The organism is Pseudooceanicola profundi (assembly GCF_050897955.1).
Classification (GTDB): Bacteria; Pseudomonadota; Alphaproteobacteria; order Rhodobacterales; family Rhodobacteraceae; genus Pseudooceanicola.
The window spans coordinates 13,582-39,062 of record NZ_JBPAXZ010000002.1; the positions used below are offsets into that span (position 1 = coordinate 13,582).

The window sequence follows — 25,481 nt, forward strand, 5'->3', positions numbered from 1 at the left end:
AAGTGTTTGCCGTCAGCGGAACATGAGCTGCGGCAGAAAAAGCACCAGCGCGGGCCAGTAGGTGACAAGCACAAGTGCAATGAAGAGCGGAACCAGGAAGGGCAGGATCGCCCGCATCATGCGTTCCAGCGATATTCCGGCGACATGAGCCGTGACAAACAGGCTCATCCCGACCGGCGGTGTGGCGACGCCGATCATCAGGTTCAGCACCATGATCACGCCGAAATGCACCGGGTCGACCCCGACGGAAAGCGCCAGCGGCAGCAGGATCGGGGTCATGATGATCAGCACTGCTCCGGCCTCCATCAGCGCGCCCATGACCAGAAGACAGAGGTTGATGATCAGCAGGATGGCCACCGGGTTTTCCGTCAGCTGCGTGATCCCCGCGACAAAGCGGTCACCTGCATGGGAGATCGCGAGGATCCACTGGAAGGCGGAGACGTTGGAGATGATGAATGTCACGATCGCCGTCGTCAGCATGGTTTCGGTCAGCACCCGCGGCAGGTCGCGCAGACGGATGGTCCGGTAGATCACGAGGCTGAGGAACAGCGCCCATGCGGCGGCAACGGCCCCGGCCTCCGTCGCGGTGAAGATGCCTCCGATCATGCCGGCAAGGATGATGGCGGGCGTCGCCAGCGAGAGGCCCGCGCGGGCAAAGGCCGTCAGGCGCGGCCCCCAGGCCACGCGCGGTTCGGACGGGAAGCGGCCGTCGCGGCCCTGCCAGGCGATCATGCCCGAGAGCGACAGCGCCACCAGCATCCCCGGTACGATCCCCGCCACAAAGAGCTGACCGATGGAGACCTCTGACAGCGCCCCGTAGATCACGAAGGGAATCGAGGGCGGGATGATTGGCCCCACGACGGAGGAGGCGGCGGTGACGGCGGCCGCGAAATCGGTCTTGTAGCCCTGATCGCGCATCGCCTTGATCTCAACCGCGCCCATGCCCGCCGCATCGGCCACAGCGCTGCCCGACATGCCCGCGAAGAGCAGCGACGCCCCGACATTGGCATGGGCCAGCCCGCCGCGCCGATGGCCCAGACAGGCCCGGACAAAGGCGAAGATGCGGTCGGTGATCCCGCCGGCATTCATCAGATTGCCGGTCAGCACGAAGAGCGGGATCGCAACGAGCGTGTAATTGTCGATGCCCGTGACCATCTTCTGGAACATCACCGTGACCGGAAAGGGGCTGAAGACCGACAGGGCAAGCGCCACCGCAATGCCGGTCGCAAAGGCAATCGGCACGCTCAGCAGCGTGAGTCCCGCGAAGATGACAAGAACCGCCGCGATCATGCTTTTGCCTCCGCCGGGGCAAGCGGGTCGATCACGCGGCAGAGCGCATGCAGGCAGATCAGGACACCGCTGACCGGCAGCCCGCCATAGAGCCAGACCTGCGAGATGCCGAGCGCGGGCAGGGTGGTCGTCGCCATTTTGGAGACCAGCAGCCAGCCCTGCCAGACCATGGCCAGACCAAAGGCCAGCGTCATCAGGTGGATCAGCCGGGCGAGGATCGGTGCCGCTCGGCTGGGCAGGAGGTCGGAGAAGAAGGTGATCCGGATATGCGCATCCCGCCCGACAACCGCAGACGCGGCCAGAAACACGGACCAGACAAAGGCGATGCGCGTCAGCTCCACGCTCTGCACGATCGAGATGTCGAAGACGTATCGCGAAAAGACCGATACGAAGAGCAGCCCGGTAAAGAACGCGGCCAGCAGGGCCACGACCGGCTCTGTGCCCCGGTTGATCCAGTGGCTGACGTCCCTGACCTGCATTACCCGCGCTCCAGCACCCTGTCACAGGCCGCGGCAACCAGCGCGGCCAGGTTGCCGCCCATGATCGCATTGACCTGCGCATCGTCAAACGGCGCGCCGTCCGGGCCGAGACGGGGGTCGGGATACTGCCCGGACCGTAGCGCCGTCAGCAGGGTCCGGAAGCCGCCGAAGTTCCACATCATATTGCCGTAGGGCGCATCGCTTCCCGCACCGATATTGCGCGCCGCAGCGCCTCCGGCCGCAGAATACCCGATCAGCGCACTTTCGATATGCGGATCCCGGATTGCGGAAAGGACGTAGAAAATGTTGGTCTGCTCCAGCCCGAGCCGGCGGGCCTTCTGATAGGTTTCTTCCGCCTCGACGAAATGACCGCCGCCGCCGCCCATATGGACCCCGATCACCGGGTGGTCAGGATGGCGGGCGGCCACCCGCGCCAGCCCCTCGGGCGGTGTGAACGGGCCGTCAGACCCGAAATGAAAGGCGGGCACGGCGCCAAGCGACACGATCAGGTCCACGACCTCGAACACCATGGGATCGTCGATCGGATATTCGTTCTGTGCCGGGTTCATCTTGACCACCGGCATGCCGAATTCCTCCACACAGCGGCGTGCCAGCCGCTTGGCCTCGTCCAGCCCGAGCGCTTTTGGATCCGTCCAGCCCGCGGGGATGACCCGCTGCGGATGGGAGCGCGCCAGATCGGCGATGGCCCTGTTCGCGGCAGTCAGGCGTTCTGCGTTTTCCACCTGATCGGTCCCGTAGCTCAGTACCGCCGGGTTCTGCCAGCAAAGGGCCATGTCGACCCTGGCCAGATCCAGCGTCGCAATAAGGTCTTCGGCAAGCAGAGGGCGGCCATGGTAATAGCCATGATCGCCATCCATACGTTCGCGTATGTTAGGGGGCAGGAGATCCTTCGGGGTCGGGTGAACGTCCCCGTCGATGGCCAGCGCCGCACCTTCTTCGTGCAGATAACCGCTCAGCGCCGCAAGTTGCGCGCGGGTGTCCGATCCCAGGGCCATGTGTCCTCCCACCTTGGTGAACCGATCCTTTCAGTTGAAATCATCGGTGGCAAATGACAAGTTTTGCATGGTCAGATGAAATGGATTCACATGAGACGACGTATGCCTCCGCTCCGCGGTCTGGAAGCCTTTGAAGCCGTCGCGCGCCTGGGATCGGTGCAGCGGGCGTCGGAGGAATTGTCGCTGACCCCTTCTGCCGTCAGTCACCGGCTCAGGTCGTTGGAAGAGCGCCTGAATGCCCGGCTGTTCCACCGGACCAACCGGCGCATCTTTCTGACCGACGCGGGAAAGGACTATATCGGCACGATCGGCAGCGCGTTTGACCGGATCGAACGCTCGACCGACCGGCTGGCCGGCGATATGGCCAGCGATGTGCTTACCGTCCATTGCCCGCCCAGCTTTGCCCCGTCCTGGCTGCTGCCGCGTCTGCCGGGCTTCATGTCCCGCCATCCCGATATCGATCTGCGGATCCATGCCTCGCCAGAGCCGGTCGATTTCTTCCGCAGCGACACCGATGTGGAAATCCGCTACGGCAACAGCGACTGGGCGGGGCTGGTCGTGACGCCGATCATCGAAGACCGTCTGGCCCCCATGGCCGCGCCGAACTATGTGGCGGACAGGCTGGAGCGTCCTCTTGAAGATCGCCTCGCCGGTGCAGCGCTCATCGTGTCCGAACGCGCGCCGATCCTCTGGGACGACTGGTTCCGCCAGCGCAAGCTGCCGGTCGTCGCGCACAGGGGGCTGCGCTTTGACCGGGGATACCTGGCCCTGCAGGCGGCGCGGGATGGGCTGGGCATCGCGCTTGAAAGCACGACATTTGCCGAGCGGGACCTCAACCTTGGCCGTCTCGTCCGCATCTTCCCGGAGGAGTTTGGCGACACCGTTCTGGGGTCACATACGATGGTTCACCCGCCCGTTTACAGCGATATCCCCAAGGTGCAGGCCTTCAAGGCCTGGATCGTTGAAGAAGCGAAAGGTCGCAACAGCGCAGGGGTGTAATCACCAGAAGACGTCGCAGACAGATTCTGACGCAACATAACACGGATTACCCGAAGTCCAATCCGGGCCAGGGCGTACAGGCGCCCAAGCCCAGGCATGCGCACAAAATCAGAAGCTCCTACCTGTGCAAGGTAGAAGTGTCGCGCCTCCCCGGCGGGATACAGCCGATGTCAGGCACCGCCTTGTTTAAAAAATGCCGCCGGGGTCAGCAGCGTGTTGACCTGGCTGATCAGATACCCGGCCTCAGCGCTTTTCTTCAGATAGTCGGCCCAGGCCGGATCGGCGGCGAGAGCCGCGCGTTTCCGTGCGCGGTCGGCGGCATCTTCATAGACCCAGATATGGATGTAGGAATTCACATCCCCCGTCTCGACCCGCGCATAGACCGCGGGCTGGCCCAGATGTTTCGACTGCGTCGCCCAGCCGTGGTCCTCGTACAGCTTCATATGCTTGACGATGGTGCCCGGACGGCAGGTATAGGTGCGGTGGTCGTAGAGCATCAGAATGGCATCCTTTCGATGGGGTCGCGCCCGATTGCGGCACGGTAAAAGTCACGCGCCGTGTAGATCAGCATGATCGCCCCGGCAGCCGGGATAGACGCGTAAAGAAGCCCGGTGGGCAGGTTGAGGATCGGGGTCAGCGCCCGCGACCGGACCGTCAGGTCCCAGCCATAGCGGGTCATGGCAATGAGGAAGGCCGCCTCCAGCAGCACCACGACAATGGCGAGCACACGGCCCGGCCGGTCCGGCAGCACATCGGCCAGCCATCCAACCCGGAAATGGTCCTGTTCCCGCCAGAGCGCGGCACTGCCGATGAACACCATCCAGGCAAAAAGCCCCTGAATGACCTCATCGAACCACGGAAAGCTGGCCAGCTGAAAGGTCCGCGCCCCCACATTGACAAAGATCAACAGGAAAAGCGCGACGAGACAGGCGATGGCCACGCCGCGCAGGATGTATCCGGTCACACGGTCCAGCATGGTCAGTCCCCCAGCACGAGGTTGGGCAGCCATGTTGACACCGCCGGGAAGATACAGACCGCGATCAGCACGAGGAACAGGCCCAGCAGATAGGGCATCAGCGCCTTGGACAGCCGCCCGACCGGCAGCCCCGCCACGGCCGACACGGCAAACAGCACCATGCCCACCGGCGGCGTCAGCAGCCCGACCATGGAACACATGATCATGATCACGCCAAACTGGATCGGATCCACGCCGATCTGCGTCACCACCGGCAGGAACAGCGGCACGGTCAGCACGATCACCGCGATGCCCTCCAGGAACATGCCCAGCACCAGCAGGATGAGGACGATGATCGTCATGATGATCCACGGCTGGTCAGAGGCGCCAAGCAGCAGCTTGACCATCTCATTGGGCACCCGCTGGTGCACCAGCAGCCAGCCAAAGAACCCGGCGGCGGCGATGACGAACATCACCCGGATCGTATGGGTCAGCGACTCCCACAGGATGCGCGGCAAGTCGCGGAGTGTGATCTCCCGGTAGACCAGCATCGACAGGACCAGCGCATAGGCCGTGGCAATCACGCCGGCCTCCGTGGGCGTAAAGAACCCGCCGAAAATGCCGCCGATGATGATCAGAGGCGTCACGAGGCTGAGCGCCGAGTCGAGGAACCCGCGCCAGATACCCGCCCAGTCGATATAGTCGCGGCGCGGCATCTGGTGCAGCCAGGCCATCATCCAGACCGCCACCATCAGCGCCAGCGCCATCAGCACGCCCGGCACGACCCCGGCGAGGAACAGCTTGGCCACCGACACGCCGGTGATGGAGGAATAGAGGACAAAGGGAATGGAGGGTGGAAAGACCGGCCCGATGGTGGAGGACGCCGCCGTAATCGCGGCGGAGAAATCCGGGTCATAACCCTTGTCCTTCATCGCCTTCAGCTCGATCTGGCCGAGGCCCGCCGCATCGGCCACCGCCGCCCCCGACATGCCGGAGAAGAAGAGAGAGGCCAGAACGTTCACCTGCCCCAGCCCGCCCCGGATATGACCGACGCAGGCATCGGCGAAATCAAAGATCCGCCGGGTGATCCCGCCGGTGTTCATCAGATTGCCCGCGAGGATGAAGAAGGGGATCGCCAGCAGGGTGAACCCCGTCGTGGCCGAGAACATCCGCTGCGGCAGCATGGCAAGGATGCGGAAATCGCCGGTCAGCACGTAAAACCCCACCGCCGTCAGGCCAAGCGCCACCGCCACCGGCAGGCCCAGCACGATCAGCAGCAGCAGCGCGCCCAGGATGAGAAAGGTCGTCATGTCGGGATCCGATCTTCGGACTGCCGGTCACCGGGACCGGCAGCCCATCAGGGTCGTTGGGTCAGTCGAGGAAGCTCAGGAACTTGTCCATGTTCTCCTGCCCGGAATATTCGGCCACCCGCGCGCGGGCATCGCCCATCATCGCGGCAAAGGGGGCGAGGTCCGGTTCGGTCACCTCCATGCCACGCGCCTTCAGCTCCTCGATCTCCTCGGCCTCCTGCTTCTGCACGGCCTCGCGCATCATGTTGCCGGCGGCGCAGCTTTCCTCCATCAGGATGGTCTGCTGTTCCGTGGTCAGGCTGTCATAGGTGTCGCGGTTGATGACATGGACCATGGAGTTATAGACGTGCCGGGTGAGCGCCAGATACTTCTGAAAATCGTTCAGATTGTAGTGGTAGATCACGCCGATCGGGTTCTCCTGACCGTCCACCACGCCCTGGTTCAGCGCGTTCGGAAGCTCCGGAAAGGCGATCTGCGTGGTCGAGGCGCCCAGCCCCTCAAGTGCGGCGACGATCTGCAGCTCCGGCGGCGTGCGCAGCTTCAGCCCCGCCACATCCTCCGGCGCATTGATCGCCTGTTTGGAGTTGGTGATATTGCGAAACCCGTATTCCCAGTGGCAGAGCAGCTGCAGCCCCTGATCGCGAAGTTTCGGCCCGGCCCAGTCGGAAAACGGACCGTCCAGCACCTTATGCGCTTCATCATAGGAGCCGAAGGCGAAGGGCGTCATCACCGTGCCAAAGGCCTTCTCGTATTTATCCAGCCCGCCATGGGTCGGCACGTTCATGTCGATCGCGCCCAGCACGGTCTGTTCCAGCTGCTCCGGCGGAGAGCCGAGCTCATTCGCCGGATAGATCTCCACCTTGATGGCGCCATTGGTGCGTTCGGCGACCTTTTCGGCGAACTGGACGGCGGCGGCGTGGCCGGGATGGCTCTCTGCCGCGTAATGGGCGAATTTCAGGGTCACGTCCTGCGCGAACGCGGCCCCGGCAAAGGCTGTCAGGGCAACGCCCGCCAGCAGGGTCTGTCTGATCATGTGTAGTCCTCCCATGGATGGTGAAACGGCGGGCTCTCCCGGCCCGGCCAGTGGTGCTACCCTTTGGCGGGCAGTCTCGCGATGGTGCCCGAAAGCTCCTCGTATGGTTTGATGATGGCGGTGCAGCCCTCGCCCCCGTGCCCCTTGATGGAGGCCATGGCATAGCTCTGATGCACCGACCGGGCGAGGAAGGCAGGCAGCCCCGCCTCCTCCAGCCATTCGGCATAATAGCGGACGTCCTTCTGGGCGTTGGACAGGGTCATATAGGGGGTAAAATCGCGGTTCAGCGTCGCCTCTCCGTAGAGGTCCATCATCCCCGACTTTCCCCCGGCGGCGGAGATGATGCCAATCACCTTGGTCATATCCAGCCCCTCATGCGCGGCGAGCGCAAAGCCCTCGCAAAAGGCCGCAACGTTGGAAAACGCGATATAGTTGTGGATCAGCTTCAGCTTGGTCGCGTGGCCGGCGGGGCCGACGTGAAAGATGTTCTCCGCATAGGTCGCGAAAACCGGGCGCAGCCTCTCCAGCAGATCGGCCTCCCCCCCGAAGAGGACATTGACCTCGCCGCGGTCGGCATGCATCGGCGTCCGGGTCATCGGCGCCTCGGCATAAAGAATACCTGCGGCCGCGCAGGCATCGCGCATCTTCTCAACATGCGCGACAGAAACCGTCGTATGATCGATCACCACAGACCCCGGCTTCATCCGCGCCAGCGCGCCGTCGGGGCCCAGCAGGATCGCCTGCTCCACCTCCGCCGTGGTCACGCAGATCGACAGGATATCCGCCTCTGCCGCCATCTCCGCCGGGCCGGTGCCGCGTTTGGCACCCAGAGCGACGGCATCGTCCAGCCGCGCGGTATCGATGTCATAGGCGGTTACGTCCAGCCCCTTGAGCACCATGTTCTTGGTCACGCCACGGCCCATGCCGCCCAGACCGACGAATGCGATTTTCATGGCATCCTCCCTCGTTGCCCTCATGCAAACCATATCGTCAGTTGTCTGACAACAGGAAAAATGATATTGTCTTTCCAGCTGCAGCGCGGCAAAATCCCGTCATCCCACCGAGGAAGGAGTTCAGATGCCCCAGTCCGCAGAGATGTTCGGCCGGATCGACCGGCCCAAACGCCTTCCTGACGAGGTGGCGAATTCCATCACCTCCGCGATCGAAGAGGGCCGTCTGGGCACCGGCGACCGCCTGCCGACAGAGGCGGAACTGTCCGAACGATTCGGCGTCGCCCGCACCGTCGTGCGGGAGGCGATCTCGCTCCTGCGCTATGACGGCATCATCGAATCCCGCCGGGGGGTCGGCGCCTTTGTCTCCGACGTCTCCCGCCGCACCTCCTTCCGGATCAGCCCCGCCTGTTTCGAGAAACGCAAACAGATCGTGCAGCTGCTGCAGCTGCGGACCGGCGTTCAGGCCGGGGCCTCTGCCCTCGCCGCCACCGAACGGTCCGACGCCGAAATGGCTGAAATCACGCGCATTTTCGAAGAGATGCGCGCCGCCGATGCCGAAGGGCCGGAAAAGGCGCTGGAACGACGTGTGGACCTGGAACTGCTGCTCTACCGTCGCATCACCGAAGCCTCCGGCAACGGCTATTACGTGGAGGTCGTCGGAATGATCGAAACGAATATCCAGGACAATCTCCGCTCCGCCTTCCTCAAGAACGCGGCCACCTCCGAATTCGGGCAGGCCATCGTCGCCGAACATGCCGCCGTCATCGACGGGCTGCAGCGGCAGGATGCCGAGGCCGCCCGCATTGCCACCCGCAGCCGTTTTGAACGCGCTGCCGAACGGCTCGCCGAGCGCGCCGATTTCGTCTGACCCTCCCTTCAGGAGCCATCATGAAAGATTCCCAGAACACGCGTCACGCCGGCGCGCTCCTTGTCGACTGCCTTGCGGCCCAGGGGGTGAAGCGCGTCTATTCCGTGCCCGGCGAAAGCTTCCTCGCCGCGCTAGACGGGCTGCGCGACAGCGATATCCGCATCGTCACCGCCCGACACGAAGGCGGCGCCGCCATGATGGCAGAGGCGCATGGAAAGCTGACCGGCGCCCCCGGCGTGGCCTTCGTCACCCGCGGGCCGGGGGCCACCAATGCCTCCGCCGGGGTGCATGTGGCGTTCCAGGATTCGACGCCGATGGTGCTCTTCCTTGGCGATGTCGCCTCCGACCAGAAGGACCGGGAGGCTTTTCAGGAGGTGAATTTCGAGATGATGTTCGGACCGCTCGCCAAATGGGTGGCGCGGATCGACCGGGCGGATCGCATTCCCGAATACATCAGCCACGCGTTCCATGTCGCCCAGAATGGCCGCCCCGGCCCCGTGGTGCTAGCCCTGCCGGAGGACATGCTCTCCTCCCTCGCCGAAGGCACCCCTGCCCCGCCCGCCGTGCTGGCCTCCGGCAAGGCGTCGGAGGATGACCTGTCGGCCCTGCTCGACCGGATCGCGGCAGCCGAACGGCCTTTCTGCATCGTCGGCGGCAGCGGCTGGTCGGCAGAGGCCGCAACCGCGCTCGGAGAGCTGGCGACCGCGCTCGACATGCCCGTGGGCGCCTCCTTCCGCTGTCAGGATTTCCTCGACAACCGGCACCCGGCCTATGCGGGTGATGTCGGCATCGGGGTGAACCCGGCGCTGGCGCAACAGGTCAGGGATGCCGATCTGGTGTTCTCACTGGGCGCCCGGCTGGGTGAGATGACGACCTCCGGCTATACGCTCCTCACCCCGCCGGTGCCCGCGCAGACCCTGCTGCATATCCATCCGGACCCGGATGAGCTGGGCCGCGTCTACCGCCCGGAACTGGCGATCTGCGCCAGCCCCGGGGCCGCCGTGGTTCAATTGGCCAAACTGGCCGCCGCCAAGGGCATCACCGCGGGCGAAACCCCGCGCCTGAAAGCCGCCCGCGCGATCTACGACAGCTGGCAGACCCCGCAGGAAACCCCCGGCCCGCTGAAGATGGAAAACGTCATCACCCATCTGAACGAAGTGCTGGCAGATGACGCGATCCTGACCAATGGCGCCGGCAACTACTCCGCCTGGCTGCACCGCTACTACCGCTACCGGGCCTGGCGGTCGCAACTGGCGCCGACCTCCGGCTCCATGGGCTATGGCCTGCCTGCCGCCATCGCCGCCAAGCTGGAGCAGCCGGCGACCGATGTGATCTGTCTTGCCGGTGACGGCTGTTTCCAGATGGTCAGCCAGGAATTCGGCACCGCCTGCGCGGAAGGGGCGAATGTCATCGTGCTGGTAAGTGACAATGGCATGTACGGCACGATCCGTATGCATCAGCAGCGCAATTATCCCGGCCGGCCTTCCGGCACCGGGCTCAGCAACCCCGATTTCGCGGCACTGGCGAAGGCGCATGGCGGGTTCGGCGCCACGGTGACAACGGATGCGGAATTCGGCCCGGCCTTTGCGGCGGCCCGCGCCGGCGGCAAACCGGCGATCCTGCATCTGGTGATGGACCCCAAGGCCCTGTCACCCAAGATGCTGCTTGAGGATTGACCCAAAGGGCCTGGCCGGGCGGGTCAAACCCCTGCCCGGCCGGGCCCGTTACTCTTCAACAGGCTGCTTTGCTTTGCCACGTCCCCGGAACAGGATCGCATAGGCAAAGATCGCTGTCAGAACGAGGAAGAAGAGGCTGTCCGGGCTGGTCACGAAGATGGACGGATTGCCATCGTTCAGTGATAGCGTCCGGCGCAGGTACTCCTCCAGATCCGGGCCAAGGATGAAGCCCAGCAGCAGCGACACGGTCGAATAATTCTGCCGCCGCATGATATAGGCCAGCACGCCGAAGATCAGCGCCAGCGTCATCTGGAAGACCGAATAGGTCGCCACATAGGCCCCGACCAGCGCCACCACGGCAATTGCCGCATAGAGCAGACCCTTGGGGATCGACACGATCCGCACGAAATAGGGCCCAAGCAGATAGAGCGTCAGCGGGATCAGGATCAGCGCGGAGATGAAGAGCGAGCCGAGCATGGGCGCCAGCAGATCCGCCTGTGTTTCCAGCAGGCGCGGACCGGGCTGAAGGCCGTTGATCACCAGCACGCCCAGCACGATGGCCGTGGTCGGGTCGCCCGGAATACCGAACATCAGCATGGGCACGAAGGCCCCGCCGCACATGGAGTTATTGGCCGATTCCGCCGTGGCGATCCCTTCGCGGGATCCGTGACCGTATTCCTTGGAGTTCTTCGACCCGCTGCGCGCCACGGCGTAGGAGACAAAGGCCGCCATCGACCCGCCCGCGCCGGGTAGGATGCCGATGCCATAGCCGATGAAGGCGCTGCGCAGATAGGCCCAGAACCCGATCTCCCGAATCTCGGACATGGGCGGGATGAAATCGCGCCGCCGGATCTCGACCTTCCTGGCCGCGTCGAGCGTACCTTTCAGCGACTCCCGCCAGGTCTGCGCCTGCATCAGTACCTCGCTCACCGCAAAGGCGCCAATGACGAGCGGCATGATATCGATGCCCTCGACCAGCGTTTCGGTGCCGAAGTTGAACCGCGGGATCGGCTGCAGCACGTCGATACCAACTGTGGCGATCATGATCCCCAGCAGGGTTGAGACGATGCCCTTGGCCATATTCTCCTTGTCGACAAGGATGATGACGATCAGGGCGAAAAGCACGAGAGAGAATTTGCCGGGCGTCCGGATCAGCAGCGACAGCTCTGCCGCCGCGGGCATGAAGACCATGAGCAGCACCGCCCCGATGCTGCCCCCGATCATCGAACCAAGCGCGGCATGGCCAAGCGCATTGGCGCCAAAGCCCTTTTTCATCAGCTGATTGCCCTCGATCGCCGTCATCATGGAAGACGGCGCGCCGGGGATATTGATGGTCGTCGCGGTGATGGAGCCGGAATACATCCCGGCCATGAAGATCGACGCGCTCATCACCAGCGCGGGCACCACATCGATCGTGTAGGTGATCGGCAGCAGCAGCGCGATGGCGAGGACGGAGGTCAGACCGGGCATCGCCCCGAAGAAGGTCCCGATCAGGAAGCCCGCGATCATGAAGGCAATGACGGTCCAGTCGGCCAGCGCCGAGAACCCGCCGAAGATATTGAGGAAAACGTCCATCAGATAAGACCGCCCGTCAGGCTGGGCAGGCGCACGCCGAAGATCACGGCGAAGAGCCCGTAGAACACCGCTGTCACGCCGATGGCATAAAGCACGAAGGCCACAGGCCGTCGGGTGCAGAACTGGAAGATCAGGAACAGCGCCGCAACGAAGAGCAGTGTCGAGACGACATAGCCCAGCGGCCGGAAGAGCGCGATATACCCGGCGGTCGCCAGAACGACGAGCAGCGGGCGCAGCATATCCTTCAACGGCCCGTCATCGGTGGGGGTCCGGACCTCTCCCCAGATAACCACGCCGAGCGCGATATACATCAGCCCGGCGGCAAGGATCGGGATGGAGCGCGGGCTCATCTCGCCATCGCCGGTGAACTGGGTGCGGATGTCAAAGGCCGCCGCAAGGTAGACGGTTGTCGCCGCCATCAGGAACAGCGGCAGAAGCAGGCCGATCCTGAACAGGGTCTTCGGGTCGTTCATCGGTCCTCCGGAGATACGGGCACCGGGGCGGACCCCGGTGCCACAGTCGTTTGAGGGCTTACTTGGACAGGATGCCGCTTTCGACCAGCCCGTCCATCTCCTCGAAGAGGCCCTGTGCGGTTTCGTCGGCCCAGCCGGTCACCTCGTCAGACCCCATCCAGTTCGGCGTCACGCCGATCTTGGAAATCCAGCTCTGGAACTCCTCGCTGTCATAGGCGGCCTTGTAGGCGCCTTCGATCTTGGCAACGACATCATCGGGCGTATTCGCGGGGGCCGCGATCACGATGAAACTGCCGTTCAGAACGCTGATCCCTTCCTCGGGCGCCGTGGGCACATCGTAGGTCGGGTTGCGCGCGTCGGAGAATTCCATGATCCCCTTTGCGGTGCCGTCTTCCAGCAGGCTGGCGAAATCGCCGAGGCTGGTCAGGACCACGTCCACCTCATCCGACAGCAGCGCCTCTTTCTGAGGGGCCGCGCCGCCGGGGTAGGAGACGATCTTGAACTTCGCCCCGGTCTCTGCCTCAAGCTGGAGCAGGGTCAGGTGAACCCGGCCGCCGAGGTTCTGCACAGCGACCCGCACCTTGCCCGGATCGGCCTTGGCCGCCGCGATCAGGTCGGACATCGACTGGTAGTCGGAGGTCGCGTCGACAATCATGGCATCGGCTTCGCTGGTCAGGCGGGCGATCAGCTTCAGCTTGTCCATCTTGTAGCTGGGCAGCATGCCCTGCCACGGAACGGTCACGACGCTGTCATAGGTCAGTGCGCCGATGGTGTAGCCATCGGGCTTGGCGCTCATCACCTGCCCGACGCCGGTGGCGCTCACGCCGCCTTCGATGTTTTCCACATACATGGACGCGCCATCGAGGGACTGTTCGGCAATGGTCGTGATCTTGCGCACGATACCGTCGGTACCGCCGCCTGCGCCCCAGGGCACAACGACGCGGATGTCACGTTCGGGATAGTCGGCCAGCGCCGCAACAGGGGCAAGAGCCGTGGTGGCCAGCGCGACGGCGGCCAGGAATTGACGTCTTTTCATGTGTTCTCCTCCACATTTTACCGTTTTGGCCCTTGGGCCAGGTTATTCACACATTCAGCCGGTGAACGGCCCGAACCGTGTCAGCAGCTCCAACGATCCCCTTGATCGGGGAAGCCGGTCCTCTTCCGGCATCGGAACGACGATTGGTTAACTAATACATTACTATATGAATCGTTTTCGCGCTGGCAAGTTATTTCCGGAATGCCGCTCTATCGTGAATTAACACATTGATATTGAGATATTATTTTTGGCGCACCAAAGCACCCATCCCGCCTGCGCCGGATTTCACCCGGTCGACAAATCCATACGGCTGACAAGGAAATCGAGCTCTGCAAGGTCCGTTTCGCTCAGAACCGGCCCCGGTCCGCGCAACACGTTATGCGCAAGCGCCCCGCGCCGCCGCATCATTTCTTTGCGGATCGCGATGCCCCACTGCCCCTGCGCCTCATGCTTCAGAAGCGGCAGGAAACGGTTAAAGAGGTCATGCGCCTCTGCCCTCTGACCGGCGACCATGAGGTCATAAACACCGGACAGCATCTCCGGATAGGAGAAACCGGCCATCGGGCCGTCGGCGCCGCGCTCCATCTCCTGCACCAGATACTGGCCGTTGTTGCCGGTCAGGATGCGCGTCCCTTCCGGCAGTTCCTTGCGCATGCGGGTGATCTTGGTCGGGCTGGGGAAATCCTCTTCCTTCACGACGGCGATCTGGGGGAAATCCGCGATCAGACGCGCCATCGCGGGCACCGACATGACGACGCCGGAATTGGCCGGGAAATCCTGCAACACTACGGGCGTATCGCCGATCCGTTCGAAAACGGCATCGAAATAGCGCATCAGATCCTCGTCCGTCTTGATGCCGCCCGGCGGGCAGATCATGACCGCATCGGCTCCTTCCCCCATGACCAGTTGAGTAAGCTCCACCAGAGAGGCCAGGTTGGAGGAGGACACCCCCACGATGATGCGTTTGCCCGACGCCGCAGCGACATAGGCAGAGGCGACCGAGACAGACTCGTCCAGCGTCAGCTTCTGCGCCTCGCCGCTCACACCCAGGACGGTCAGCCCCTGCGCACCGTGGCGGTAGTAAAATGCCGAAAGCGTCGCGACGCTCTCCAGATCCACCGCGCCATCGGGCAGGAAGGGGGTCTGGGCGACAACGTGCAAACCTTTGGTATCTTTAAGCATATCTCTCCTCTCCGCGGCCCGTGGCGGGTCGCGCTCTGTGTCGTTAAGGGCGTCGTCAGAACCGGATCTTCGCCGCGTCAGGCGAAGTAATCGGGAAACTTGTCGCGATACTCATCCGCCCAGTCGGCGGGCTTATAGGTGTGGTGGCGGATCTCTTCTATGGCGCGCTGAACCTTGCCGGCCTCGATCGCATCGATCACATCGGCATGTCCCTTGAGGATCACGCGCAGCTTTTCGTCGGAATGGACCTGCAGCCGCCGCACCCTGTCCAGATCCCCGGAGCGGGAGCGCAAAAGGCTGTGCAGATTTTCGCGTCTCAGCCCCTCGAACAGCAGGAAATGGAAATATTCGTCCAGCTCCTGAAACCGGCGCAGCTGGCTGCGGTCCTTGGCGACCTCCACCTGCATCTCGATCACGGTGCGGGCCCGGGCAATCGTCTCAGGCGGTGCGTTCTGCGACAGGCCGACAACCACCTCTGTCTCAAGCGCGCGACGCAGGAACAAGGCCTCGTTGATCATCGGCATGTCGATCCGGGTGACCAGGGTGCGGGATTGCGGATAGGTCTTGATCAGCCCGTCCTGTTCCAGCCGTTGCAGGGCATCGCGCAGGGGCGTCTGGCTGACATCATATTCCCGCGCCAGCTCTGCCCGAAGCAGGTTGGTGCCCGGCGGCAGTTCCAGCGACAGGATCCGCTGACGCAGATCGTCATAGATTCGCGACGACGCCGTCGTGCGGGGCAGCGGGCTTTCGTAGCGCATCAGATCCAATGCGGCGTGCGTGGCGCTTGTCATGGGTTTTCCTGACGTGTTTCCGGGCAGTCCTTGCACAGATAATCCCATAATTCGGCTGGTTGACCATCGTGATAAACTAAAATATTAGTGCATTTCAAGTGGAGTCATGGTTCATGCGGTCCGGCACCGGGCCGATGGCCTGAAAATCGGACCGAATGCGGCGCATCTGCTTCGCAGAATTTATCGGAGGATCAAAGACATGGACGGCACGACCGGAAATTTCATGCCCAGGGGCAAGCATCTGATTGCAGGTGAATGGGTCGGCGGCGACTCGACCTTCATGTCCTCGCCCGCCAGCGGAGAGGCCTATCCCTTTGCCCATGGGACACCGGCCCTGGTCGACGCGGCCGTTCAGGCGGCGGAAGAGGCGTTCTGGACCTACGGCTACACCGATGCCGAAACCCGCGCCCGTTTCCTCAACGCCATCGCCGACGAGATGGAAGCGCGGGCCGAGGCGATCACCGCCATCGGGTCCGCCGAAACCGGCCTGCCCGAAGCGCGGCTTCAGGGCGAACGCGGGCGGACCACCGGCCAGCTTCGCCTTTTCGCGGACCATATCCTCAAGGGCGCCTATCTCGACCGGCGCCATGACGATGCCCTGCCTGACCGTCAGCCCCTGCCCCGGCCCGACCTCAAGATGATCCAGCGCCCGATTGGCCCTGTGGCCGTCTTTGGCGCGTCGAACTTCCCGCTGGCCTTCTCGACCGCCGGTGGCGATACCGCTGCCGCGCTGGCCGCAGGCTGCCCCGTTGTCGTCAAGGGCCACAGCGCGCATCCCGGCACCGGCGAGATCGTCGCAGAGGCGGTGCAGGCCGCCATCGAAAAGACCGGCATGCCGAAGGGTGTCTTCTCCCTCGTGCAAGGCGGCACGCGGGAGGTGGGCCAGACCCTCGTCCAGCATCCGCTGATCAAGGCCGTGGGCTTTACCGGCTCTCTCGGCGGTGGTCGTGCCCTGTTTGACCTCTGTGCTCAGCGCCCCGAACCGATCCCCTTCTTCGGCGAGCTGGGCTCCGTCAACCCGATGTTCCTGCTGCCCGAAGCGATGGAGGCACGCGGTGCCGAGATTGCCAAAGGCTGGGCCGGGTCGCTGACCATGGGTGCGGGCCAGTTCTGCACCAACCCCGGCATCTCCGTCGTGCTGGAAAAGCATGCCGGGCTGCTGGCCGACACCGCAAAGGACGCGCTGGCCGGCGTTGGCGCGCAGGTCATGCTGACCGACGGCATCGCCGACGCATACCGCAGCGGTGCCGCCCGGATCGGCGCCGGGGCCGGTGTCCGCGAGGTGCTGACCACCACCTGCGATCTGCGCAACGCGACGCCCTATCTTTACATCGTCAAAGGCAGCGACTGGCTGGGCAATCATGCCCTGACCGAAGAAGTCTTCGGCCCCCTTGGCCTGATCGTCACCGTGGCGGATGAGGCGGAAATGCTGAAGGTCGCGCAGAGCTTTGAAGGCCAGCTGACCGTCACCCTGCACATGGATGCGGGCGACAAGGCGCTGGCGCAGAAACTGATGCCGATCGTCGAACGGAAGGCCGGGCGTCTGCTGGCCAATGGCTTCCCCACCGGCGTCGAGGTTTCCGACACGATGGTGCATGGCGGCCCCTACCCCGCCTCGACCAATTTCGGCGCGACCTCTGTCGGGACGTTGTCGATCCGGCGCTTCCTGCGTCCGGTCTGTTACCAGAACATCCCGGCGGAGCTGATGCCCGTCGACTGGAGCTGATGGCCCGCAAGGCCCCAAGAAATACGAACGAGGAGTAAATTCACATGATCGCACCCAATGATCTGCGCGAGATCATTCGCACGGGCCTGTTGTCCTTCCCGGTCACGCCCTTCGATGCAGAGGACCGCTTCGCGCCGAAGCCGTTTGCCTCTCACCTGGAATGGCTGGCCGGTTACCCTGTCGCCGGTCTGATCGTCGCGGGCGGTACGGGCGAGATGTTCTCGCTCACCCCCGGTGAAATCGTGGATGTGGTGAAAACCGCCCGTTCCGTCGCGGGTGACGCGCCGGTGATCGCCGGCTGCGGCTACGGCGTGCGCATGGCCTGTGACCTCGCGCAGGAGATCGAGGCGGCCGGCGGCGACGGCATTCTGCTGCTGCCCCACTACCTGACCGAAGGCCCGCAGGAAGGCGTGGCCAACCGGATCCGGGAGGTCTGCAAATCGACCAATATGGGCGTGATCGTCTATAACCGCGGTCAGTCCCGTGTCTCGGCCGAGACGCTGATGCAGCTGGCCGATGAATGTCCGAACCTGATCGGCTTCAAGGACGGCACCGGCGATATCGACACCGTGCGCCGTGTGACGATCACCCTGGGTGACCGGCTGTCCTATATCGGCGGGATGCCGACGCATGAGCTGTTTGCACAGGCCTATCGCGGCGCTGGCATGCCGACCTATTCCTCGGCCGTGTTCAACTTCGTGCCCGAAACCGCGCTGACCTTCCACAAGGCGTTCACCGCCGGAGACGACGCGACCTGCGAAAAGCTGCTGTCCGACTTCTACTATCCTTTCGCCAAGATCCGGGACCGGATGAGCGGCTATGCCGTCTCCGCGATCAAGGCGGGCGTGGCACTGCGCGGGTTTGAAACCGGCCCGGTGCGCGCGCCGCTGACCGATCTGACCGAGGAAGAAGTCGAGATGATGCGCAAGCTCATCGACGGGCGGTCCTGATGGCAATCGGTCCCGTCGCCGTGCTGGAACCTGCCAGCGCGGAGATGCGGGCGCGGATCGAAACCCTCTGTCACGGGTTCGATCTGCGGTTCGTCGAAGGCAGCGCGGTTGACGATTTCATCCGCGCCGTCGACGGGGCCGAATATGTCGTGACGCGCGGCCTCCGCTTCCCTCCCGAAGCGCTTGAGGCCGCGCGGGCGCTCAAACTCATCCACCAGTGGGGCACTGGCACCGATGGCATTCCGCTGGACGCCGCCCGCGCGCGGGGCATCCAGGTGGCGCGCAGCCCCGGGATGAATGCGCCAACGGTGGCAGAGGCGACGCTGGCGCTGATGCTGGCCACGCTGCGCCAGCTGCCGCAGGTCCATAACGCCTTTCGTGCCGGACAATGGGATATGCCCGATCTGTGGCGTCAGGCCCGTGATCTGAGCGCCTGCCGGGTCGGCCTGATCGGCATGGGGGCCATCGCGCAGGAAGTTGTCATACGGCTGCGCGGTTTCGGCTGCCCCATCGCCTATACCAGGGCCTCCGGGCCGGATGCGGCGCTCGATCTCCAATACCTGCCGCTGGACGAGCTGCTGGCCAATTCCGACATCGTCAGCCTGCACCTTCCGCTGACGGACCAGACGCGCCATCTGATGAATACCGATGCCATCGCGCAGTTGCCGCAGGGGTCGATCCTTATCAATACGTCGCGCGGCGGGCTGGTCGATGAGACCGCGCTGCTGACCGCGCTGGAGCGTGGCCATCTGGCAGGCGCCGGTCTTGATGTCTTCGAGGGAGAGCCGGTGACCCGTCCCGGTCCGCTGCTGTCCCATCCCGCCACCGTGACCCTGCCGCATGTTGCGGGCCGGACGCTGGACAATTTCGACCGGATGGTCCGGCACTGGGCCGGCAATATCCGCAAACATGCGACCGGCGCGCCGATCGATCCGGAGTGTATCGTTCTGGGCTGACGCCGCCATTGGGGTGGCCCAGAAGGGCCCGAGTCTGGCTGACGTCAGGCCGTCAGCGATTGCATCACGCGCCTGACCGCCTCTCCCGCAGCCGCTTCGCGGGCTTCGACAGAGGCAGAGCCGCAATGCGGCATGTAGACCGTATTGGTCAGATCGCGGAACCGGGGGTCGGGCTGCGGTTCGTTTTCGAAAACATCGAGCCCCGCCCCGGCAATCCCGCCGGTCTGTAGCGCGACGATCAGATCCTCTTCCCGAACAACGCTGCCCCGGGCGACATTGATCAGGACCCCCTGCGGTCCAAGCGCGGCCAGAATACTGGCATCTATCAAGCCTTCGGTGGCCGCCCCGCCCGGCAGCGCCAGAACCAGAACCTCGGCCCAGTCCGCAAGCGCGCGGAGGTCGGGCTCGTGACGTTCCGTCCGCTCAGGCACCGGGCGGCGGGAGAAATAGCGGATGTCGCAGTTCATGGCGGCGAGCCGCCGCGCCAGAGCCTGACCAATGCTGCCGAACCCGACAAGCCCCACCCGCCGCGAATGAGCGGACCGGGTCAATGGCAGCCGGGCAGAGGCCCAGCCCCCGCTGCGGACCAGCTGATCGCCCTTCAACAGGGTCCGGACCGTCGCCATCATCAACATCAGCGCCGTATCCGCGACATCTTCGGCCAGCCAGCCGCCGGTCGGGTAAATCTCGATCCCTCGGCGCCGGGCCAGATCGGTATCGACGAGGTCAAGCCCTGCCCCGGTTACGGCAATCAGCTCCAGCGCCGGCATGGCGGCGATCAGTGACGACGGCGCGCCTGTGCTGGGCGCGGTGATCATGGCGCGGGCCGTTGTCAGGTCGCCGTCGGCAATCGCGTCGCCGGTCGCCTGCGTGGTGCGACGGATCTCAAACGCCGTTTCGGCCAGCTGCTGCGCCTGTTCGGGCAGGACCGTGTTCAGCAGAACCACCGGCCGGGTCATGATCGCGGCTCCGACAGAGGGGTGGCTGGTGCTGCGGGCGCGCTCTGCAGCCGCCCCATCCGCATCGCGGCATGGGCTGCGCCGAAACCATTGCCGATATTCACCGCGACGAGCCCGCTGGAACAGCTGGCCAGCGCGGAATGCAAAGCGGTGATCCCGCCGGCGGCCACGCCGTCGCCGACCGGCGCGGGCACAGCAATAATCGGGGCCGAGACCAGCCCCCCCAGAACGGAGAACAACGCCCCCTCCATTCCTGCCACAGCTATGATCACATCAAACCGACGGATCTCGGACAGCCGGTCCGTCAGCCGCCAGAGCCCGGCCACGCCGACATCCGGGATGACCGAATGCGAGACCCCGCTAAAGGCCAGTGTCCGCGCGGCCTCCAGCGCAGTTGGCATGTCTGCCAGGCCGCCCGTCACAATGCCAACGCTCAGCGCACTATGCGCCGGCGCCGCGAGACCCGGCAGGATTGCCGTACGCGACACGGGGTCGAAATCCAGAAGCTGGCGGTGTGCCTCCTCCAGCTGCGCGAATTTCTCCGGGCCAAGCCGCGTAATCAGCAGCGCCACCCGGAGACGGCGCGCCTCTGTCAGCACGGCATCTATCTGCTCGGCGGATTTCGCTTCGGCGTGAATGGCTTCCGGAAGGCCGATCCGCTCGGCCCTCTGCCAGTCCATCTTGAACTCCATTACTGCTCCAACTCCTTCACAAAGGCGGAGCCGCGGCGGTACGGCGATATACCACCGTAGTCGTAGCCACCTGCGGCCACGCTCCGCCGCGCCTCTGTGTCGAGCCGCGCCGTCAGGACGGGATCGTCCAGAACCGCGCTGTCCAGTTCCAGACACATGCCGCTCCGTCTCAGGCGGACGCGCAGCGTCACCGACGGCCCGGCCATTTCGCGCAGCCGCGTCTCCAGCCGATCGATGCTCTGCAGGTCGGCTGGCTGAATGCGCAGCCCGGTCTCCACCCGGCTGGCAAGGCATGGCTGGGCCGGCAATTCGCTGAACCCGGTGAGCCCGAGAGACCGGGCCAGAGCGCGGATCATCTCCTTGCCGATCCCCGCCTCGACGAAGGGATGCCGCACGCCGAACTCGGCGGCTGCCACGAGGCCCGGTCGATGTTCGCCCAGATCGTCGGTATTGGCCCCGGAGGCCATGATCACACCGTCCCGCTGCTGCGCAGACAGCTCACGGAACATGGTCGTATAAAGCGATGACTTGCAGAAATAGCAGCGGTTATAGGGATTGGCCCGGTAGTTTGCGTCCTGCAGCTCTCCTGCCGTGACAATCCTGAAATCCCAGCCTTCCTGCCGGGCATGGTCGCGCAGGCGGGGCAGGGCCTGAAACGGCACGGCCGGAGAGGTCGCGTGCACCATCACAGGCGGCACGCCGCCATGATCGCGATGTGCCAGAGTGGCGAGTGTTACAGAATCCACCCCGCCGCTGACGGCGATGCTCCAGCGGTCGCCCCGACACAGCAGATCGCGCAGACCTTGCCGCGCTGCGGCCAGATCTTCGGGGGCGATCGGAAGAGCCTGCGACGCCGTCATGGTTTTGTCCGCTCTGCGTGTGTGGTCCGTCGATGAGCGTGGGATGGGGTCCGGTCATCCGGGGGCTCTGCGACGTCCAGGACAAAGGCCCGCAGAATATTGGGCCGGTCAGGCAGATCGCGGGTCCCGGCCCCCATCCCCGTCGACCCCATGCGCGCCTGCGCCGGACGCGGTTTCAGCAGCCCATCGGAGAGATGCGCGGCAATCGCGGCCCCTGTGGGGGTCACACGTTCCCCCGCGATGCGGTCGTCGGTGACCGGCAGGCCGCGCAGCAACAGGGTTGTCGCGGGGGCCGGCACGGGCAGTCTGCCATGCGCGGTTCTGACCAGACCGCCACCCAGAGGCAACGGGCCGATGCTCCAGCCCGCGCCATCCAGTGCCCCGATGATCGCGCCGGCGCCGACCACATCGGCCAGCGAATCCCAGTCGGCCAGTTCGTGGAAATGCACCTCATCAAGCGGCACGCCATGCACCTCTGCCTCCGCCTCCGCGATCCGGGTGAGGATGGCCAGCGCGTGTCGCCGCGTTTCATTATCGAGGGGTGCGGATTTCAGCCGCTCGGCAATAGACCGGAAATCTTCGTGATGATGGGGGTGATCATGGGCGTGGCGGGGCTGATGGTCCTGCTCCGGAAGAGTCACCCTGAACCGCTGCACCCTGAGCCCGCCGCTTGTGCCCGGCTCCAGCCCGGCCACGATGCCGTCCGGCAGCGCTGCGGCGATCTCTGCCATCACCTGCCCCGTCAATTCGGGACAGGTCGCCAGAAGTGCCGCGATGAACATATCGCCCGCCAGCCCGCCAACAGGGTCGAGGTGGATATGGCGGGACATGGTCATCCGTGCAGCGCGCTCCAGACCTGGCGGTCGAGATTGCCCGCCGCGTCAAAGACCATCTCCTCCGGTTCGCTCAGAATGTCGATCCCCGGCCGTTTGGCCAGATCGTCCAGCAGGGTCTCCGACGCCAGAAGATATTCCAGATGCAGCGAATTCGGGATGCGCAGCATGGTGATGGCCGACGGATCGCGCGCCCCGCAGGTCTTTACCGCCGCCATGATGGCCGAGCGGTCATCGGGCATCGACACCGGCAGCGCGCCGGAGTTCAGCATGTTGGAGGTCAGGCAATTGGCATAAACCGCCTCCCGGTCGAAGGCGTTGAACAGCCGGTCGGTGATCACATCCGCACGCGCCACGCCATTGGCATTGCCGCCGCTGCGTTCGCTGACATCCAGAACCGCGATCCGCGCCACATCCGGCCCCCCGGTCAGCGCATTCGACGACGCCCGCCCAGTGATATTCGGATCCATTCCGGTGCCCGCGTATTCCTTGCCGATCTCGTCCACCACCAGCACGTCGAGGGGGCCTGAGGCCAGCGGTTCGTCCAACGGCCCCAGCGGCAGGCGCGGCAGGTTGCGCATGGCCTGCTGCAGATAGGGCTGTTCGGCCTCCACCATCCCCTCGGGCGGCAGAACCACGATCTCCGAAAGGCGGTCATAGGCGTTTTCGATCGTCCCGATGCCAAACAGGATCGGGGAGCGTTGCAGCTTGACCCGTGCCATCTCAACGATCAGCGGGCCCAGCCAGTCGATGCCCCAGGCGTGGCAGTTGTCGGCACCCGACTGCTTGCCCAGCCCGATGGCCAGCATCTTGATCAGCCCGCTTTCATTGGGAAACCGGAAGGAGGTATGCGGCTTGATCCGGTTGAATAGGACGATGCCGTCCGCCTCCTGCGCCAGCTTGTCCATCCGCACCGGCATGCCGTTGTCGAGTTCCCCGATCTGCACCGTCTCCATCGACGAGCGGATCGGACAGCCCGCGCTGGCCTCCGTGATGCCCAGCTTGGCCAGGACCTTCAGCTGACCCTCCGCCGTGGCACCGCCATGGCTGCCCATTGAGGGCACGATGAAGGGCTCCGCTCCTGCCGCCTTCAGCTCTGCCACGATGGCCGGGACCAGCGCGTCCAGCGCCGCCATGCCACGGCTGCCCACGGTCAGGGCCACCGACATGCCGGGCCGGACCCGCGCCGCGCATCCGGTCTCTTGCATCGCCTTCTGCACAGCGGCCTTCGGATCGCCCGCCTCTTTGGCGGCAAAGCTCTGCCGGATGGGGGCAAGGCGTGGAAGCCGCGTCCCCTCCAGCAGCTTGACGTATCCGGGCACCGACATCAGGCGACGATCCCGATGGGCCAGGGCATGAACTCATTCGTGCCCATGCCGGACAGCTCGCTCTTCGTCGGCTGGTGCCCGGAGGCATGTTCCAGCAGCTGCTCGAAGATCTCTTTCCCCAGATCCTCGACGGAAATCTCGCCGTCGATGATCCGGCCGCAGTTCACATCCATATCGGCTTTCATCCGGTCATACATCGGCGTGTTGGACGCCAGCTTCATCGTGGGCGCAGGGACCGACCCGAAACAGGAGCCGCGCCCCGTCGTGAAACACACCATGTTCGCGCCACCGGCAATCTGCCCGGTGGCCGCAGCCGGATCATAGCCGGGCGTATCCATGAAGACAAACCCGTGCGCATCCACGGGCTCGGCGTATTTGTAGACGCCCATCAGCCCGGTATTGCCGCCCTTCTTGGCGCCGCCCAGCGATTTCTCCAGCACGTTGGCCAGGCCGCCCGCATTGTTGCCGGGGCTGACGCGGCCGTTGATCTGGGTGTCCTTGCCGGCGTTATACTCCAGCCACCAGTTCATCCGGTCGACCAGCTTCTGGCCCACCTCGGGCGTCACGGCCCGCTGGGTCAGTGTGTGTTCAACCCCGAAAATCTCGGAGGTTTCGGACAGGATCGCCGTGCCGCCATTCTTCACCAACAGATCCATCGCCGCGCCAAGCGCCGGGTTGGCCGAGAGGCCGGAAAACCCGTCAGAGCCGCCACATTGCAGGCCCACGGTGATATGTTCGGCCGAACAGGGCTCCCGGTGGCAGGCATTTGCCAGCGGCAGCATCGCCTCGATCTTGGACCGGCCGGCGGCGATGGCGGCGCGCAACCCCTCCGTCTCTTCCACCAGCATCGTCTGCAGGGTGGGCCCGCGTTTCAGCCCCTGATCCGCCAGCAGCGCCTCAAGGTCGTTGGCCTCATCGCCCTGTGCGATGATCAGCGCGGCGCCGGTGTTCACATGCTTGAGGTAGCCGCCGATCGTGCGGCGCAGCAGGTCCATCGGCTCCCCGGTCCATTCCATGCCGTCGCCCTGATCGTGAACGTAGGGCACCACGCCGTCGATCATCGGAAAAGACTTCAGGTCGTCCTCCTTGAAGGACTTGGCAATGCGCCGGGCAACGGTGCCGCTGGCCGCGCTGACGACGAAGACGCCGACGAAATTGCGGGTGGCCACACGCCCGTCGGGCCGCTTGATGCCGTCGAAGGTCGCGCGCTGCGGCTGCGGCACGAAATCCGTCGGCTCATAGCGGGTGGTGAAGGCATAATCCTTCTCGACCTCGTCAAAGAGGATGTTGTGGCTGTGCATCCAGGTGCCGGGCACGAGGTCCTCGGCGGCATAACCGATGACGGTGTTGTACTTCAGCACGGCCTCGCCCTTGCGGATGTCCCGCGCCGCGATCTTATGGCCGGAGGGCACGTCCTGCAGCGTCGTCACCCCTTCGGAAGGCACAGGCGTTCCGGCCGACACCGGCATGCGCGCGACGACGACATTGTCCAGCGGGTCGAGCCGGATGAACGGGTTCACGGGGGCATTGGTAATGGTCAT

The 25,481-nt window shown here is 64.6% G+C and carries 25 protein-coding genes; 6 read left to right on the forward strand and 19 right to left on the reverse strand.

Translation table 11 applies throughout. From position 1 onward, the window contains the following. Positions 1–12: 12 nt before the first annotated feature. The 3 genes from ACRARG_RS17020 to ACRARG_RS17030 are packed head-to-tail and all read right to left on the reverse strand — an operon-like array spanning position 13 to position 2,785. Positions 13–1,290: a TRAP transporter large permease gene (locus ACRARG_RS17020; RefSeq protein WP_432691405.1), complete on the reverse strand. Its 1,278-nt coding sequence runs from the start codon at positions 1,288–1,290 to the stop codon at positions 13–15. After that, on the reverse strand, positions 1,287–1,769 hold the full coding sequence (locus ACRARG_RS17025; RefSeq protein ID WP_432691406.1) for a TRAP transporter small permease: 483 nt from the start codon (positions 1,767–1,769) through the stop codon (positions 1,287–1,289). Before ACRARG_RS17025 ends, ACRARG_RS17020 begins: the two co-directional genes overlap by 4 nt. Then, positions 1,769–2,785, reverse strand: coding sequence for an amidohydrolase family protein (locus ACRARG_RS17030; protein ID WP_432691407.1), 1,017 nt, complete (start codon positions 2,783–2,785; stop codon positions 1,769–1,771). The genes ACRARG_RS17025 and ACRARG_RS17030 overlap by 1 nt, the downstream gene beginning before the upstream one ends. A 102-nt stretch (positions 2,786–2,887) precedes the next feature. On the opposite strand from ACRARG_RS17030, the gene ACRARG_RS17035 reads away from it, so the two are divergent. Continuing rightward, positions 2,888–3,784 (forward strand): LysR substrate-binding domain-containing protein, encoded by an 897-nt coding sequence (locus ACRARG_RS17035; RefSeq protein ID WP_432691408.1) that lies wholly within the window; start codon positions 2,888–2,890, stop codon positions 3,782–3,784. Positions 3,785–3,954: 170 nt separating this feature from the next. Here the strand turns inward: ACRARG_RS17035 and ACRARG_RS17040 are convergent, their stop codons facing one another. The 5 genes from ACRARG_RS17040 to ACRARG_RS17060 form a co-directional block, all read right to left on the reverse strand. Next, positions 3,955–4,281 (reverse strand): NIPSNAP family protein, encoded by a 327-nt coding sequence (locus ACRARG_RS17040; RefSeq protein ID WP_432691409.1) that lies wholly within the window; start codon positions 4,279–4,281, stop codon positions 3,955–3,957. Continuing rightward, the gene (locus ACRARG_RS17045; RefSeq protein WP_432691410.1) at positions 4,281–4,793 is read right to left on the reverse strand and encodes a TRAP transporter small permease; all 513 of its coding nucleotides are present in this window, start codon (positions 4,791–4,793) and stop codon (positions 4,281–4,283) included. The genes ACRARG_RS17040 and ACRARG_RS17045 overlap by 1 nt, the downstream gene beginning before the upstream one ends. Beyond that, a complete protein-coding gene (locus ACRARG_RS17050) occupies positions 4,763–6,049 on the reverse strand; it encodes a TRAP transporter large permease (protein ID WP_432691411.1) in 1,287 nt (428 codons plus the stop codon). Before ACRARG_RS17050 ends, ACRARG_RS17045 begins: the two co-directional genes overlap by 31 nt. Before the next feature lie 61 nt (positions 6,050–6,110). After that, complete coding sequence (locus ACRARG_RS17055) at positions 6,111–7,082, reverse strand: TRAP transporter substrate-binding protein (RefSeq protein ID WP_432691412.1); 972 nt, start codon at positions 7,080–7,082, stop codon at positions 6,111–6,113. Between the two features lie 56 nt (positions 7,083–7,138). Continuing rightward, the gene (locus ACRARG_RS17060; protein WP_480382096.1) at positions 7,139–8,068 is read right to left on the reverse strand and encodes an NAD(P)-dependent oxidoreductase; all 930 of its coding nucleotides are present in this window, start codon (positions 8,066–8,068) and stop codon (positions 7,139–7,141) included. 91 nt (positions 8,069–8,159) lie between these two features. Between ACRARG_RS17060 and ACRARG_RS17065 the strand changes: the two genes are divergently transcribed. Next, positions 8,160–8,903 carry a FadR/GntR family transcriptional regulator gene (locus ACRARG_RS17065; RefSeq protein WP_432691414.1) on the forward strand — a complete coding sequence of 248 codons (744 nt, stop codon included), beginning with the start codon at positions 8,160–8,162 and terminating at the stop codon, positions 8,901–8,903. A gap of 20 nt (positions 8,904–8,923) precedes the next feature. Beyond that, complete coding sequence (locus ACRARG_RS17070) at positions 8,924–10,579, forward strand: thiamine pyrophosphate-binding protein (RefSeq protein WP_432691415.1); 1,656 nt, start codon at positions 8,924–8,926, stop codon at positions 10,577–10,579. A 48-nt stretch (positions 10,580–10,627) separates the two neighbouring features. On the opposite strand, the gene ACRARG_RS17075 is transcribed toward ACRARG_RS17070, so the two are convergent. From ACRARG_RS17075 to ACRARG_RS17095, 5 genes are all read right to left on the reverse strand, one after another. Beyond that, the gene (locus ACRARG_RS17075; protein WP_432691416.1) at positions 10,628–12,154 is read right to left on the reverse strand and encodes a tripartite tricarboxylate transporter permease; all 1,527 of its coding nucleotides are present in this window, start codon (positions 12,152–12,154) and stop codon (positions 10,628–10,630) included. Continuing rightward, positions 12,154–12,627, reverse strand: coding sequence for a tripartite tricarboxylate transporter TctB family protein (locus ACRARG_RS17080; protein ID WP_432691417.1), 474 nt, complete (start codon positions 12,625–12,627; stop codon positions 12,154–12,156). Before ACRARG_RS17080 ends, ACRARG_RS17075 begins: the two co-directional genes overlap by 1 nt. Before the next feature lie 58 nt (positions 12,628–12,685). Further along, a complete protein-coding gene (locus tag ACRARG_RS17085; RefSeq protein ID WP_432691418.1) occupies positions 12,686–13,663 on the reverse strand; it encodes a Bug family tripartite tricarboxylate transporter substrate binding protein in 978 nt (325 codons plus the stop codon). Positions 13,664–13,948: 285 nt separating this feature from the next. Beyond that, positions 13,949–14,845 (reverse strand): dihydrodipicolinate synthase family protein, encoded by an 897-nt coding sequence (locus ACRARG_RS17090; protein ID WP_432691419.1) that lies wholly within the window; start codon positions 14,843–14,845, stop codon positions 13,949–13,951. 77 nt (positions 14,846–14,922) lie between these two features. Continuing rightward, positions 14,923–15,636: a GntR family transcriptional regulator gene (locus ACRARG_RS17095; protein ID WP_432691420.1), complete on the reverse strand. Its 714-nt coding sequence runs from the start codon at positions 15,634–15,636 to the stop codon at positions 14,923–14,925. A gap of 199 nt (positions 15,637–15,835) precedes the next feature. On the opposite strand from ACRARG_RS17095, the gene ACRARG_RS17100 reads away from it, so the two are divergent. Genes ACRARG_RS17100 through ACRARG_RS17110 form a run of 3 tightly spaced genes read left to right on the forward strand, consistent with a single transcriptional unit; the run spans position 15,836 to position 19,268 of the window. Beyond that, on the forward strand, positions 15,836–17,362 hold the full coding sequence (locus ACRARG_RS17100) for an aldehyde dehydrogenase (NADP(+)) (protein ID WP_432691421.1): 1,527 nt from the start codon (positions 15,836–15,838) through the stop codon (positions 17,360–17,362). A gap of 47 nt (positions 17,363–17,409) precedes the next feature. Next, positions 17,410–18,312: a 5-dehydro-4-deoxyglucarate dehydratase gene (locus ACRARG_RS17105; protein ID WP_432691571.1), complete on the forward strand. Its 903-nt coding sequence runs from the start codon at positions 17,410–17,412 to the stop codon at positions 18,310–18,312. Further along, complete coding sequence (locus ACRARG_RS17110; protein WP_432691422.1) at positions 18,312–19,268, forward strand: 2-hydroxyacid dehydrogenase; 957 nt, start codon at positions 18,312–18,314, stop codon at positions 19,266–19,268. The genes ACRARG_RS17105 and ACRARG_RS17110 overlap by 1 nt, the downstream gene beginning before the upstream one ends. A gap of 44 nt (positions 19,269–19,312) precedes the next feature. Here the strand turns inward: ACRARG_RS17110 and ACRARG_RS17115 are convergent, their stop codons facing one another. Genes ACRARG_RS17115 through ACRARG_RS17140 form a run of 6 tightly spaced genes read right to left on the reverse strand, consistent with a single transcriptional unit; the run spans position 19,313 to position 25,481 of the window. After that, a complete protein-coding gene (locus ACRARG_RS17115; protein WP_432691423.1) occupies positions 19,313–20,227 on the reverse strand; it encodes an NAD(P)-dependent oxidoreductase in 915 nt (304 codons plus the stop codon). Continuing rightward, positions 20,224–20,907, reverse strand: a complete 684-nt coding sequence (gene larB / locus ACRARG_RS17120) for a nickel pincer cofactor biosynthesis protein LarB (protein ID WP_432691424.1) — start codon at positions 20,905–20,907, stop codon at positions 20,224–20,226. Before larB ends, ACRARG_RS17115 begins: the two co-directional genes overlap by 4 nt. An 11-nt stretch (positions 20,908–20,918) precedes the next feature. Next, positions 20,919–21,779 (reverse strand): ATP-dependent sacrificial sulfur transferase LarE, encoded by an 861-nt coding sequence (larE, locus tag ACRARG_RS17125; RefSeq protein ID WP_432691425.1) that lies wholly within the window; start codon positions 21,777–21,779, stop codon positions 20,919–20,921. Beyond that, complete coding sequence (gene larC, locus ACRARG_RS17130) at positions 21,776–22,615, reverse strand: nickel pincer cofactor biosynthesis protein LarC (protein ID WP_432691426.1); 840 nt, start codon at positions 22,613–22,615, stop codon at positions 21,776–21,778. The genes larE and larC overlap by 4 nt, the downstream gene beginning before the upstream one ends. Continuing rightward, entirely contained in the window at positions 22,612–23,940 is a 1,329-nt protein-coding gene (locus ACRARG_RS17135; RefSeq protein ID WP_432691427.1) for a nickel pincer cofactor-dependent isomerase, group 22, read from the reverse strand. The genes larC and ACRARG_RS17135 overlap by 4 nt, the downstream gene beginning before the upstream one ends. Further along, a complete protein-coding gene (locus ACRARG_RS17140; protein WP_432691428.1) occupies positions 23,940–25,481 on the reverse strand; it encodes a D-arabinonate dehydratase in 1,542 nt (513 codons plus the stop codon). The genes ACRARG_RS17135 and ACRARG_RS17140 overlap by 1 nt, the downstream gene beginning before the upstream one ends.